This window comes from Paraliomyxa miuraensis (assembly GCF_026337845.1).
Taxonomy (GTDB): Bacteria; Myxococcota_A; Polyangia; order Nannocystales; family Nannocystaceae; genus Paraliomyxa; species Paraliomyxa miuraensis.
In genome coordinates, this window is record NZ_JAOVZF010000164.1 from 171,543 (window position 1) to 183,946 (window position 12,404).

Sequence of the window (12,404 nt, forward strand, 5' to 3'; positions counted from 1 at the left end):
CTCCGCGAGATCGACCAGTTGGGATAACGACGATGTCCGAGAGCCTGCTCACCGTCGCATACATCGCAGCCAGCGCCCTGTTCATCCTGAGCCTCGGGGGCCTGAGCAACCAGGAGACCGCGCGTCGCGGCAACCTCTACGGGATCATCGGCATGGTGATCGCCCTGCTCGCCACGGCCGCCGGTGCCGGAGTCAGCGGGGGCGGCTACGCCGTGCTCGCCGCGGCGATCGTCCCCGGGGCCATCATCGGGGCCGTGCTCGCCGCACGCGTGGCCATGACCTCCATGCCCGAGCTGGTCGCCGTGCTCCACAGCTTCGTGGGCCTGGCCGCCGTGCTCGTGGGCATCGCCAGCTACCTGGGCCCCACCTCGCTGTCGGGCACCGAGCTGACCATCCACCAGATCGAGATCTACGTGGGCGTGTTCGTGGGGGCAGTGACCTTCACCGGCTCGGTGATCGCGTTCGGAAAGCTGCGGGGAAGCATCAGCGGCAAGCCGTTCATCATGCCGGCCCGCCACATGGTCAACCTGGCCATGGTGCTGGGGTCCTGCTACCTCGGCTACGACTTCGTGGCGGCCGGCCATGGCGCGGCTCACCCCGGCCTGATGCCGCTGCTCATCATGACCGGCATCGCCTGCGTGCTGGGCGTGCACATGGTCATGGCCATCGGCGGCGCCGACATGCCCGTGGTGGTGTCCATGCTCAACAGCTACTCGGGCTGGGCGGCATCGGCGGCGGGCTTCATGCTCAGCAACGACCTGCTCATCATCACCGGCGCGCTGGTCGGCTCCAGCGGCGCGATCCTCAGCTACATCATGTGCGCCGCGATGAACCGCTCGTTCATCAGCGTGATCCTGGGCGGGTTCGGCACCGACGGCGGAGCCCCGGCAGCGGGCGGGGCCAAGACCCCGCAGGGTACGGTCACCTCGGTCGAGGTCGACGAGGTCGCCGAGCGGGTCAAGGACGCCACCTCGATCATCATCATCCCCGGCTACGGCATGGCGGTGGCGCAGGCCCAGCACTCGCTGTCCGAGGTGGTCAAGATCCTGCGTGGCAAGAAGAAGGATGTCCGCTTCGCGATCCACCCGGTCGCGGGCCGCCTGCCTGGCCACATGAACGTGCTGCTCGCCGAGGCCAACGTCCCCTACGACATCGTGCTCGAGATGGACGAGATCAACGACGACTTCCCCGGCACCGACCTGGTGCTGGTGATCGGCGCCAACGACATCGTCAATCCCTCGGCGCTCGACGATCCCAGCTCGCCGATCGCGGGCATGCCCGTGCTCGAGTGCTGGAAGTCGGGCAACACCATCGTCATGAAGCGCTCGATGGGCACCGGCTACGCCGGCGTCGACAACCCGCTGTTCTTCAAGGACAACTCGGACATGTGGTTCGGCGACGCCAAGAAGAACATCGACGCGCTGCTGTCCAAGCTGCGGGGGTAGGGAGCGCGTTCGACTGCTAGACCGCCAGCCAGTCCAGCAGTCGTCCCTCGTGCTCTTGCGGGAAGTCGATCCCCGGTGCCGAGACGTCGGGCGTCATCTCGCCGTGGAAGTCCGAGCCTCCCGTGACCACGAGCCCGAGATCGCGGGCCAGGCCCAGCCACGCCCGTGACTCGGCCACGGCATAGCGACCGTAGAGCGCCTCGATTCCCTCGAGGCCGCGGCCCGCGAACCGTCGGTACAGATCCTTGACCAGCGCATACCCACCCATCGTGTGCGGGTGCGCCAGCGACACCCGTGCCCCGGCGTCGCGGGCGAGCACCAGCGCCTCGGCCACGGGCAGGCGCTCGATCGGCGCATCGGCAGGCCCGCCGTCCTTGAGGAAGCGATCGAACGCCTCCCGCGGGCTGGTGCAGATCTTGGCCGCCACCAGCGCCCGTGCCACGTCGGGGCGCCCGGGCGTACGCCCCTCGGCCCCCGCGAGGATCGCCTCGGGGTCCAGCACGAACCCGAGCTTGGCCAGGCGTCCACAGATCCGGTGGATCCGGTCCCGCCGATCCTCGCCGATCCGATCCAGCCGCCGCTGCAACGCCTGCAACCCCGCGCCCGGCCGCAGCCCGTAGAGCAGCAGGTGCACCGTGCGCTCGTACTCGCGGCACGACAGCTCCATCCCCAGGAGCACCGTGCAGTCATCCCCGAACGCCGAGAGTGTGTCCGGGTGCCCCGCCAAGGTGTCGTGGTCGGTGAGGCAGAACAGCTGCACCCCACGGCCAGCGGCCAGCGCGGCCACTTGCTGCGGCGGCAGGCTCCCGTCGGAGCAGGTGGAGTGGCAGTGGAGCTCGAGCCGCAAGACGAGCGGGACTATAGTGGCGACCGCCTCACTCGGCCAGCTTGCTCCTTCCTGCCTACACCAGCGCGTAGCGCAGCCCACGATCGCGGACCACCAGAGTCTGCGCCCCGCAGTGACGCAGCGCCTCCACCAGGATCGTCACCCCCGCCACGATCACGTCCGCGCGCCCGGGCGGCAGCGCGGGAAAGCGGCAGCGCTCCGCCTGCGTCATCGAGGCCAGGCGATCGCGCAGTCCTTCCACCTGCCACACCGCAAAGCGCGAGCCATCGACCTTGTGGCGATCGTACTCGTCGAGCAGCAGCAACAACGCGGCCATCGTGGTCACCGTGCCCGCGAGCCCGTGCAGCTCGGGCAACGGAGCGACCACCTGAGTGGCCAGGTTCCTGCGTGCGGCCGCAGCCATCGCCTCGACCTCGGCCTTGGTGGGCGGATCCGACCGCACGTACTGCTCGGTCAGCCGCACCGAGCCCATCGGATGCGAGCGTCGATCGAGCACCTGCGGCCCGCACCCCACCACCAGCTCGGTCGAGCCCCCGCCGATGTCGAGCACGTGCAGCGGCGCGTCGCCGGGCAGCTCCTGCGCCACGCTGCGATAGGACAGCTCGGCTTCCTCGTCGCCGCTGATGAGCCGCACCGGCTGGCCCAGCACCCGTGCCGCGGGACCCAGGAATGCGTCGGCGTCCTCGGCCATGCGCAGGCCCTCGGTGGCCACGGCCTCGAGCTGGGCCTGGTGCTGATCGGCGAGCGCCCGATACTCGCGCAGCACGGCCAGCGTGCGCTCGATCGCCTCGGGGTGGAGCCGCCGCGATTGCGCCGCTCCCTGCCCCAATCGAGTCACGCGCGCGACGTCGTCCGTGACGAGCACCCGGCCCTCGGAATCGCGCGAAGCGAGCAGCAAGAGCACCGAATTCGTGCCGATGTCGATGATCGCCCGCATTCGCACCAAGCGTACCAACGACACCAGCCTCATGGGTGCCCAACCTGCGACGCCGAAGGTACGCTACGCGCGGACCATTCACCATCATGCGCCGTCTCGCCTTGGCCTTGCCCCTGATCGCGTTCGCGCCCGCCGCCCACGCCGAGCGCCTCACCACGGCTCCGCTTCCGCCCCAGCCGATCGTCGGCGGGGCTCCCGTGGAGGCCTGCGGCTGGCCCACCACCGTGCACCTCGACGGCTGTACGGGCACCCTGGTGCACCCCGAGCTGGTCGTGTTCGCGGCGCACTGCATGTTCTTCGCCGGTGGCCAGGGTCCAGCCACCGCCGACTTCGGCGAGACGGTCGACACCCTGGCCCGGCAGGTCCCCACCGCCGGCTGCACGATGTTCCCCGGCTGGGTGCCCGACGAGACCCAGTTCGGCAACGACGTGGCCTTTTGCACCCTCGCCGAGGCGGTCACCGACGTGCCCATCGTCCCCGTCCTCATGGGCTGCGAGACCGACGTGCTGATGCCCGATCAGGAGATCACCCTGGTGGGCTTCGGCCTCGACGACACCTTCTCGTTCGGCACCAAGAACGAGGTGGTGACCACGATCAACGGCTTCGAGGGTCCCGAGATCAACGTGGGGGGCAACGGCACCAGCAGCTGCAATGGCGACTCGGGCGGCCCCGCGTACGTGCAGCTCCCCGACGGCAGCTGGCGGGTGTTCGGGATCACCTCGCGGGGGACCTCGGCCAGCTGCGACGACCCGTCGATCTACGGGCTCATCCACAGCCACGTGGAGTGGATCGAGACCGAGTCCGGCCTCGACATCACCCCGTGCCATGACAGCGCAGACGGCACGTGGAACCCCGGCGAGGACTGCGGTGGCTTCCCGCTCACCCCGGGCATCGGGGAGACGAGCTGGGACCAGGGTTGTGGTGCGCTGCGTCTGTCCGGGCCGTCGGCGACCTGTGGCGACCCCTTCATGGAGGACACCGGCAGCACGGGCCAGGCCGACACCGGGCTCGACGAATCGGGCGGCAGCAGCAGCGACGGCGGCTCGACCGACACCGGCCTTCCCGGCGGCACCGCCAGCGGATCCACCGGCCCCCTCGAGGGCACCACCGGCGACGCCACCACCGGCAACACCGCTCCCGAGGACGACCCCGATACCGTGATCACCTGCAGCTGCTCGACCGACGCGCCCGTGCCCCGACCGCTGGCACTACTACTGCTGCTGTTCCTCCCCGCCATCCGCCGCCGCTAGTCGACGGCCCCCCTTGGGGGGGGTCACACAGCTAGCACATAACTATTTGAAACTATTGGACATTAAGAGGGCCCGAATCGTCGTCTTCATCATTTCTCCAAATCGGGCGCCGGTTGAGCAGACGGATGGAGGATCCGCGGGCCCCCCATACGGTGCTGCTCGAGGGCTCGCTTGAGATCGTCCGACAGAGGGACCGTCCGGTTGCGGTAGCCCTTGGTCGACGTCACGTGGCCCCGGAACTCCGAGCGAGCGACGGTCAGCCGCCCCTGCGTGAGATCGATGTCCGACCACTCCAGGGCCATGATCTCGCCTCGCCGCAGCCCGGCATCGCGCGGATGCCCTGCACCATGCTCATGGCGTCGCGATAGGGCTTGGGGAACCAGTGCATGAAGTCTTCGGCGGTGAGCGGCTCGACCCGCTCAACGTCACCGCGGTCCCGTCGGGCTGCTCGTCGCCGTCGGTGACCACACTGCCAAGCCCACGGCCGCTCGAGCTACGCTCGAGTCATCATGACTGGCGAGCACGACGGCTTCGACGACACGGACGGCGCCAGCGACGAGCTGCTACGAGCGCTCCTGCACACGGGTGATCCCCAGCAGAGGGTCTGGGCGGCCTGGCGACTGGCACTTCGCCAGAATCAGCGAGCCCGTACCCAGATCCGCACCGAGCTCGAGCGCACACGAGACGTCGGTGTTCGCAGGAACATGCTCATCGTGCTCGCGGGGCTCGGCGAGCGCGAGGTGCTTCGCGTGCTGGCCGAGGACGAGCCGGAGCCCCTGCTTCGTGGCGAGGCCTCCGTCTTGGTGTGGCGCACCGCAGTGGATCGCGCGGAGGTGGTGGACTTCGTGCGCAGGCGGCTGGACGCGGAGACCGATTCCGACGTGCTGCTTCGGCTCCTCACGCTCAGCCCCCCGCTCGAGACGGCCGAGATCGTCTCGAGCCTGGCAGGGGTCGCCACACGCGCCCGCGGGGTCGAGACCCGTCGCACGGCATGGGAGCTGCTCCTCGCCGAGCGCGGCTCGAGCCCGACGATCGAATGGCATCGGATCCTCGACGAGCCCGACGACGCGCTCCGCCAGTGGGTGCTCGCGCGATGGGCAGCATCGGACCGGCATGGCGAGCTCCTGGCCGCAGCCAGGCGGTCGCCCTCCACTCGTGTCGACCTGCTCGTCACCCTGCGGGACTGCGGGCGGAGGTACCACTGGGACGACCTCGAGACGCTCCGAGACGTCGACGCTCTCTGGTACGAGGTCGTCGAGCTCCTCGTCGGCCCGTACCCCGAGGATGCAAGGCGGTGGTTGTACGACTCGACGAGGCTGAGCAGTGCTCCACCGCATGAGTGGGGCTACGATCCCACGGCGTGGGAGCACATGCGGCTGGCGTACGCGGAGATCGTTCCGCATGGGCTCACCGAGCTCGACCTGGAAGTGGCGGATCGCATCGAACGAGCCGTGCGGCAATTCGATGCCGACAACCCAAACTACGACGATGACGATGACGAGATGTGGTGCGAGCGCCTCGTCCTGATCGCTCTCAGGCGCGACCCGGGACGCTGGCGATCGTGATGAGTCACGGCAGGTGCTTGCCTCACGGCCCGCGTCGCGTGCGCGTGACCGCGATCTTCTTGGCGCGGTCGATGGCCTCGCGGTCGAGGCCGTGCCGCCCTTCGAGGCGCTCGTCGGTGGATCGCTGGAGTTCCGGGGTCGCCTCCAGCCACCGCACGAGCGCGGCCGCTCGCTGCTCGGGCTCGGCCGCGAGATAGCCCACCGCGGCGTCATGGGCGACCCGACGCCGATCGCGGGCCTCGGGCACCTCGGCCCGCAGCTTCCGCCCGGCCGCGCGCAGGTCCTCGATCACCCCGGGCTCGCGCTCCTCGTGGCGGATCCATAGCTGAACGAACGGGGCCACGGCGCGGGCATGGCCGTCGGAGGTCGCGCCGCGCACGTAGCGTGACAGCCGCGTGCGCGCCTCGTCGCGCGCACGTGCGGGCGAGAGCCGATCCATGGACTCCACCACGTCGCTCACGAGCCCCGGGTCGGGGTGATCGAGCCAGCGCACCAGCTCCTGCGCGTCATCGGAGTCTCCGAACCGCGACAAGAGCTCCATCACCGCGACCACCTGCGCTCGCTCGCCGCTGGCATCGACGGGCGCCTCGCGCAGCATCTGGGCGGCGAGCTCGCTCACCAAGCGGCGCCGAGGGCCCCTGGGCTCGACGCTGTCGCTGACCGCCCGTAGCGCCAGCTCCCGATCGACCGTGATCGAGCGACTGCGACCATCGCCCAGCGCGAGGCTGTGCAGCAACGCGAGGGCCGCCTCGTCGTGCCGGATCCTCCACAGCGTCGCGGCGGCGTGCAGCCGCCGCCGAGGCTCCGTGCCCGGTGCGAGCAGGCGTCGGACCGGCTGCAGGCTCGGGAGCTCCGCGGTCGGACCGGTGCCGAGATCGTCGAGGATCTGGATGACGGCGAACATGGGCAGCGGGCACTCGACCGCCGCCACGATCACGTCCTGCATGTGCTCGTGGTGCTCGTGAGCCACCGAGAGCGCCGGCCTCCACAGCGCGGGATCCTCGCTGCACAGCAACCCCGGCAGCGCGAGCCGGAGGTCCGGCTCCGACAGCGTCTGGAGCGACAGCAGATAGGCCTGGCGATCGAGCCCCTTGCGCAGCAGCAACGGCTCCGCACGAGCGACCCGTGCTGCCAGCAGTAGGTTGCCGAGCAGCCGTGCCCTCACCGAGTCCTCGTCGGGCTGGTCGTACGGCTGCGACACAACGGGTATGGGTGGGAGCGACCGCAGTCGCTGCTCGATCTCCGCCACCATGGTCTCATCGAGGGGTACGCGGTGTGCGTGCGTCACGTGGAGGTCCATCAACTCGTAGATCTCGCCGACGATCGCGGTGAGCACGAACCAGTCGAGCTCCTCGGAATCGACCTCCCTCATGATCGGCTGCATGAATGCGGTGGTGATCGACAGGCCCTCGCCCTGGATGCGGATCTGGTGCCACGCCGCGTGGGTCGCCGTGCCGACCGGCCCCAGACTACCCAGGTTCCAACGAGCCTCGGCCCGCGCGGCCGTGAGGTAGTAGGCCAGCCGCACGAAGGCATCCACCTCGTCCGGCGGCAGCGGAGCCCGGTCGATGCCGTCGGGGCCCAGCTGCTCCACCCGTGCCCCGTCGGCGTCGCGGGTAACCTCGATGATGCCGCTTGCCCGAACCGACGAGTGGTAGTTGGCGAGAACGACGATGGAGTACCGCCGAGGCAGCGGAACGGGGACGTCGGGCACGATCAAGCGATGGAGGCGGCGATGCTGGGGCGTACGCGCCTTCTGGAGCATCGTCTGGGCCATGGCCCGTGCCTTGCGATCATCGGACGGAATCGCGGCGGCCGAGCGGGCCCACGGCAGCGTGAACATCACGAGCCCCACGAGCGCCGCCAGGATCCGCACCCGAGCCATGCGGATCCTACGATGCCCGAAGGCCGCCGAAGTTCCCACCACGGTACGACGGCGTACTCTCACTGCGGTGAGGTCCCCAAAGACGTGGGGGGAGTGGAGGTCCCGAGCGCAGGTATGGGACGACGTGATGGCGAAACGAAGGGCGGCCGTGGAGCCCGGGTAGATGACGATGACGCCTGGCAGCGCAAGCAGGCGCGCAGGCGCGGCCTTCGATGATCGTGTTCATCGACATCACCGCCCACACCACCGCGCCTCCCCGCGCGAAGTCGAAGCCTTCTTTCCCATCGTAAAGCTCCACTCGCCTCGTCTTGTCCGGGTGTAGCTCGAGACCCAGGCGCTGCAGGATCACTCGGATCCGCGCCTCGGCCTGCTCGCACTGCGACCTCGTCTTGCTCGCACTGCGACCTCGTCTTGCTCATCACCACGAAGTCGTCCGCGTAGCGCACCAGCACCCCCAAGGGAGCGCTGTGGCGCATCCACAGCGTGTCGAGCACGTGCAGGTAGATGTTGGACAGCAGCGGGGAGATCACCCCGCCCTGTGGCGTTCCCGCCACGATCGTCGAGACGACGCCATCCTCCATCACACCTGCCGTGAGCCACTGCCGCAGCAGCTTGAGGACCCTACGGTCCGAGACTCGACGCGCGACCAGCTTCATCAGCTTGTCGTGGTCGATGCCCCCCTTGGGGGGGCAAGCTGGCTGCCCGCTTTGCCTACCAACGGCTGCGGGGGGATATGACTAGTACGCGCGCGGGCCCCAGTCGGGGGTGCTGCCGGCCTTGATGACGGTGATCTGGTTGTTCCCGTCCTCGTTGGCCACCACGATGCCGCCCTGCGACGACGACCAGGCGACCAGGCGTCCGTCGGGCGCGTAGGAAGGATCGGTGTTGCGACCGCCGCCCTGGCTCAGGCGCTTGACCGCGCCACTCTTGACGTTGACGGCGAAGATGTCGAACGCGCTTCCGGCCCGACCCGCGTAGGTGATCCAGTTGGCCAGCTCGCCCTCACCGGGGCTCCAGTCGGGCGTCTGGTTGTAGTCGCCCTTCTTGGTCACGCGGTTGGCCCCGCCGCCGCCCGCCGACATGCGGTAGACCTGCGGACCACCGGCCCGGTTGGACACGAACGCGATCTGGTTGCCGGCCCCGCTCCACGTGGCCGAGCCATCGATGGCCGCGTCGTTGGTGAGCCGCGCCTTGATGTTGCCCGCGGTGTCGATGGTGTAGAGCTCGCTGTTGCCGTCCTTGGACAGCGTGAGCGCAATGACGCCGCCCGCCGGCGACATCACGCCGCCGAGGTTGAGGCCCGGGTACTTGCTCACGCGCACCGGAGCCCCGCCCGCGCTCATCCACAGATCGGGGTTGCGCTTGGCGTAGCTGGTGAACACCACCTGCCCGCCGGGGCCGAGCGAGGGCAGGATGTTGAGCGAGCGGTTGGCGGTCACGCCCGCCACGTTCCCGCCGTCCATCTCCATCGTGAACACGTTCTTGGTGACCAGCGGGTTGCGCTGCGTCCGAACGAAGGCGATCCGCGACCCGAACACCCCCGGGATGCCCGTGTAGTACTTGATCACCTCGTTCATGAACATGTGGGCCGCCTTGCGGGTGTCGCCCGCGGGGAAGCCCTTGGAGAGCACCGGCTTGCTGCCCTTGGCCAGATCGTAGAGCTGGAACTTGATCTGATTGCCGACCTGGGCGTTCTTGATCACGGCCTGCGCCCCGAGCTTGTTCCACTGCTCGCGATCGAAGCCGCTCTCCTTGATGAGCGCAGCGGGGATCGAGCGGCGGTCGATCACATCGAAGCCCGCGGAGATCTCGGCATCGCGGCGCACCACGTTGCCCACCTCGTCACCGGCCGGCACTGCGAGCCGCAGCAGCGTCACGTTGGTCTTGACGTCGACGTCCTCGACGGCCGTGGCCGCGTCGGCCACCGCCACGTCCTGCCCCGCCCAGTACGCCCCGGAGGCGAGGGTGGACGTGAGCACCATGGTTCCCAGCAGCGTTCGGTTCATCCGTGGACCCTTTTTCTGTTGCGCGAAAGGATAGCGGTGGCGGGAGACGAGGAAAAGCCCTCGGGCGGGCTTTGCTCTCGGCGCGCCATCGAACCCGCGGAGACGGAGACATCGAGCCCGCGGAGACATCGAGCCCGCGGAGGCGGGCGATGGCACCTCGCCAGGCCACGACCTGGAGCCGGTCGGGCTGCGGCCCGGGGGCCTACTTCACGCTGCCGGCGCTCCAGTTGAACGTGTACTTGATCTTGGCGCAGCTGCTGGTCATCTTCTTCGCCACCTCGGCGGGCGGCTTGGGGATGTCGAGCTGCTCGAGGGCCAGGCGCACCGCGTTCTGCCCGTCGGCGTCGAGCGTGCCCCCCTTCTTGTCCACCTTCTTGACCGTGCCGTCCTTGCAGATGGTGAGCTGGAACTTGAAGTTGCCGGCACCCGCCTTGGCCGCGTAGGCGCCCACCTTCATGTTGTTCAGCGCCTTCATCACGGCGGTGGCCCAGGGATCGCCGTCCTTCTTGAGATCGCTCCAGCCCCCTGGGTCGCCGAACGGGTCGCCCTTTTGCTGCTGCACCGTGGGCAGGTCGTTCTTGTAGGGCGTGTTGGCGGTGGTGGGGAGCTTGGAGACCGGGAGCTTCTTGTCCTTCTTCTCGATGGGCGGCGGCTTGTCGGTCTTCTTGGGCTTCTCCTCGGGCTCGGGCGGCGGCGTCTCGACCGGCTTGGCCTGCTCGTCCTCGGTCACCGTCTCGTTGACCGTCTCCTCCTCCTGACGGGTCTCCTGCACGATGATCTTCTCGGGGATGTCGGGCTCCTCCATCTCCACGCCCAGCTTGACCAGCGCGCCGGGCTCGAAATCGATCAGGAACTCGTCCTCGTCGTCGGCGTCGAGGCTCGCCTTGGCCATGACCCCGAAGCCGAAGTAGAGCAGCAGCGAGGTCAGCGCCATGCCGCCCAGCCCGCCCAGGAACGCCAGCGGGTTGCGGAACAGATCGGCGATGTCGCGGCCGAACGACGAGAAGATCGCCGAGATGGGGTTGCCGGTGCTCACGCGCACCGGCCGAGGAGGAGCGTTCATTGGGCACCAGCCTTCATCGCGTTGATGCGCTTCTTGTTGGGATCGGTCACGAAGCCCACCTCCGAGACCTCGGCGTCCTTGAGGGCCACCAGGATGTCAACGATCCGACCGTGGTCGACGTTCTGATCCCCCTGGATGAAGACCCGCCCGTCTTCCTTGATCTTGGCGTTGTTGGCGATCTCTTCCTTCATCTTCTTGGGATCCTCCGACAGCGGCAGGGTCCCCAGGAACGCGTGCCCGGTCTTGTCGACCGAGATCACCGAGTAGAGGAACTCCTCCTCGGTGATCTCCTCGCCTCGGGCCGCGGGGATCTCGACCTCGTTGCCCTCGGGCGACATCAGCGGCGTGGACACCATGAACATGATGAGCAGACAGAACATCACGTCGACCAGCGACGTGACGTTGATCGCCGTCATCGGCTCATCGCCGGTCAGATCCTCGTTGATGATGCTGCTGGCCATGACCGCACGTGCACGAAGAGGAAGGAAGAACCCTGAGAAGACGAGGGAAGAAGACGAACCCCGAAGGGAGATCCACCGCACCGCCGAGCCCCAATCATGCCCCCCTCTGGGGGGCAAGCTGGGTGATGGCCAGCCCGAGCCGGATGCGGGGGGCTTAGAAGAAGTGCCTCTTGACGATGTTCATGAAATCGCTGGAGAAGTTCGTCATCTCGGCGTTCAGGACCTTGAGCCGGCGCTGGAAGTAGTTGTAGGCCACGACCGCGGGAACCGCGCTGGCAAGGGCGAGGGCGGTGGTGACCAGGGCCTCGGCGATGGGCTGCGAGACCGAGGCGAGGTCGGCGTTGCCCTGCGCGGCGATGTTGAGGAACGCCTCCATGATGCCCCACACCGTGCCGAACAGACCGATGAACGGAGCGGCGGAGCCGGTGGTGGCCAGGAACGGCAGGAGGTTCTCGAGCTTGGTGTTCTCGCTCAGGCGCGCGCGGGCGAGCGCACGCTCGACGTTGTCCGCGTCGCCGGCGCGGTCGTGCATGGAGACGGCGGCGTCCATGCCATAGCTCTGCTGCTGGGAGTCGCGGCTGCGCTTGACCTTGGACAGCTCGACGTAGCCCGCCCGGAACATCGCTGCGATCGGGCTGCGCTTGAGCTTCTCGGCCACGCCGTAGATCTCGTCGAGGCGCTTGCTCTCCCAGAAGCGATCGAGGAACGTGATCGACTGCGCCTGCGCCTGGCTGATGTGCACGATCTTGTAGAAGACGACGAACACGCACAGCGCCACCAGCAGCAGCAGGATGATGACGACGAACAGGACGATGCCCTTGGACGCCATCAACAGCGGCACGAGATCGACGTCGGCGAGCAGAGGACCCGGCGCGGCTAGAAGGGCTGGAAATTGCGGCGCAATCACGGCCTTCGGAGGCTACGCCAGCCCGTCGGGCGCGTCAA

Annotated in this window: 12 protein-coding genes; 3 read left to right on the top strand and 9 right to left on the bottom strand. The window is 68.5% G+C overall.

The annotated features are described in order from the left end of the window. The first annotated feature begins 32 nt into the window (after positions 1–32). Positions 33–1,445, top strand: a complete 1,413-nt coding sequence (locus tag OEB96_RS43910) for an NAD(P)(+) transhydrogenase (Re/Si-specific) subunit beta (RefSeq protein WP_266222970.1) — start codon at positions 33–35, stop codon at positions 1,443–1,445. Positions 1,446–1,461: 16 nt separating this feature from the next. Here OEB96_RS43910 and OEB96_RS43915 read toward each other — a convergent pair whose 3' ends face one another. Next, positions 1,462–2,292 (bottom strand): PHP domain-containing protein, encoded by an 831-nt coding sequence (locus tag OEB96_RS43915; protein ID WP_266222971.1) that lies wholly within the window; start codon positions 2,290–2,292, stop codon positions 1,462–1,464. Between the two features lie 55 nt (positions 2,293–2,347). Further along, on the bottom strand, positions 2,348–3,229 hold the full coding sequence (locus tag OEB96_RS43920; protein WP_266222972.1) for a Ppx/GppA phosphatase family protein: 882 nt from the start codon (positions 3,227–3,229) through the stop codon (positions 2,348–2,350). Positions 3,230–3,315: 86 nt separating this feature from the next. Here OEB96_RS43920 and OEB96_RS43925 point away from each other — a divergent pair, with 86 nt between their 5' ends. Next, entirely contained in the window at positions 3,316–4,479 is a 1,164-nt protein-coding gene (locus OEB96_RS43925) for a S1 family peptidase (protein ID WP_266222973.1), read from the top strand. A gap of 89 nt (positions 4,480–4,568) precedes the next feature. On the opposite strand, the gene OEB96_RS43930 is transcribed toward OEB96_RS43925, so the two are convergent. Further along, complete coding sequence (locus OEB96_RS43930; RefSeq protein ID WP_323137513.1) at positions 4,569–4,862, bottom strand: tyrosine-type recombinase/integrase; 294 nt, start codon at positions 4,860–4,862, stop codon at positions 4,569–4,571. A gap of 126 nt (positions 4,863–4,988) precedes the next feature. Here OEB96_RS43930 and OEB96_RS43935 point away from each other — a divergent pair, with 126 nt between their 5' ends. Beyond that, entirely contained in the window at positions 4,989–6,044 is a 1,056-nt protein-coding gene (locus OEB96_RS43935; RefSeq protein WP_266222974.1) for a hypothetical protein, read from the top strand. Between the two features lie 22 nt (positions 6,045–6,066). Here the strand turns inward: OEB96_RS43935 and OEB96_RS43940 are convergent, their stop codons facing one another. The 6 genes from OEB96_RS43940 to OEB96_RS43960 all read right to left on the bottom strand — a co-directional run bounded on the left by OEB96_RS43940 (position 6,067) and on the right by OEB96_RS43960 (position 12,366). Beyond that, positions 6,067–7,929: a hypothetical protein gene (locus OEB96_RS43940; protein WP_266222975.1), complete on the bottom strand. Its 1,863-nt coding sequence runs from the start codon at positions 7,927–7,929 to the stop codon at positions 6,067–6,069. A 59-nt stretch (positions 7,930–7,988) separates the two neighbouring features. After that, positions 7,989–8,603, bottom strand: a complete 615-nt coding sequence (locus OEB96_RS46795; protein ID WP_407674745.1) for a reverse transcriptase domain-containing protein — start codon at positions 8,601–8,603, stop codon at positions 7,989–7,991. 63 nt (positions 8,604–8,666) lie between these two features. After that, positions 8,667–9,935, bottom strand: coding sequence for a hypothetical protein (locus tag OEB96_RS43945; RefSeq protein WP_266222976.1), 1,269 nt, complete (start codon positions 9,933–9,935; stop codon positions 8,667–8,669). A gap of 202 nt (positions 9,936–10,137) precedes the next feature. Next, positions 10,138–10,998, bottom strand: a complete 861-nt coding sequence (locus OEB96_RS43950) for a hypothetical protein (protein WP_266222977.1) — start codon at positions 10,996–10,998, stop codon at positions 10,138–10,140. Beyond that, positions 10,995–11,459 (bottom strand): ExbD/TolR family protein, encoded by a 465-nt coding sequence (locus OEB96_RS43955; protein ID WP_266222978.1) that lies wholly within the window; start codon positions 11,457–11,459, stop codon positions 10,995–10,997. The genes OEB96_RS43950 and OEB96_RS43955 overlap by 4 nt, the downstream gene beginning before the upstream one ends. Positions 11,460–11,613: 154 nt before the next feature. Continuing rightward, positions 11,614–12,366, bottom strand: coding sequence for a MotA/TolQ/ExbB proton channel family protein (locus tag OEB96_RS43960; protein WP_266222979.1), 753 nt, complete (start codon positions 12,364–12,366; stop codon positions 11,614–11,616). Between the last annotated feature and the right edge of the window lie 38 nt (positions 12,367–12,404).

Bases quoted from the DNA above. Each gene is read 5' to 3' on its own strand.
- OEB96_RS43910 (WP_266222970.1), top strand. From the start codon at position 33: ATGTCCGAGAGCCTGCTCACCGTCGCATACATCGCAGCCAGCGCCCTG.
- OEB96_RS43920 (WP_266222972.1), bottom strand. From the start codon at position 3,229: ATGCGGGCGATCATCGACATCGGCACGAATTCGGTGCTCTTGCTGCTC.
- OEB96_RS43925 (WP_266222973.1), top strand. From the start codon at position 3,316: ATGCGCCGTCTCGCCTTGGCCTTGCCCCTGATCGCGTTCGCGCCCGCC.
- OEB96_RS43935 (WP_266222974.1), top strand. From the start codon at position 4,989: ATGACTGGCGAGCACGACGGCTTCGACGACACGGACGGCGCCAGCGAC.
- OEB96_RS43940 (WP_266222975.1), bottom strand. From the start codon at position 7,929: ATGGCTCGGGTGCGGATCCTGGCGGCGCTCGTGGGGCTCGTGATGTTC.
- OEB96_RS43945 (WP_266222976.1), bottom strand. From the start codon at position 9,935: ATGAACCGAACGCTGCTGGGAACCATGGTGCTCACGTCCACCCTCGCC.
- OEB96_RS43950 (WP_266222977.1), bottom strand. From the start codon at position 10,998: ATGAACGCTCCTCCTCGGCCGGTGCGCGTGAGCACCGGCAACCCCATC.
- OEB96_RS43955 (WP_266222978.1), bottom strand. From the start codon at position 11,459: ATGGCCAGCAGCATCATCAACGAGGATCTGACCGGCGATGAGCCGATG.